Source organism: Acidovorax sp. sic0104 (assembly GCF_019219095.1).
GTDB lineage: Bacteria > Pseudomonadota > Gammaproteobacteria > Burkholderiales > Burkholderiaceae_C > Acidovorax.
The window spans coordinates 1-255 of sequence record NZ_JAHUWH010000071.1 but is presented as its reverse complement, the minus strand read 5'-3'; the positions used below and the strand labels follow the sequence as shown (position 1 = coordinate 255).

Annotated in this window: 1 pseudogene; it reads right to left on the bottom strand. The window is 68.2% G+C overall.

Annotated features, from left to right (window positions below):
* Positions 1 to 255 (bottom strand): annotated as a pseudogene (locus tag KW835_RS26705) (hypothetical protein); the annotation flags it as partial.

Sequence of the window (255 nt, the reverse complement as noted above, 5' to 3'; positions counted from 1 at the left end):
AGTACCCGTTGATGCCCAGCGCCGGGTCCAGGTACAGGCTGAAGTTCTCCCCCGTCTTGCCCGCACCCAGCTCCACCGTGAAGCTCACCAGCCCGATGGGCATCTGCATGCCTGCGGGCAGGTCCCGTGGCGCATCCAGCTGCTCCAGGCTGGTGATGCGCGCGTTGTCGTTGCCGCTGGCCACCTTGCCGTTCTGGCTGCTGGCCACCAGCGTGGTGAAGGTCGGCGGTGCGTTGCCCGGGTTGCTCTCCCCCG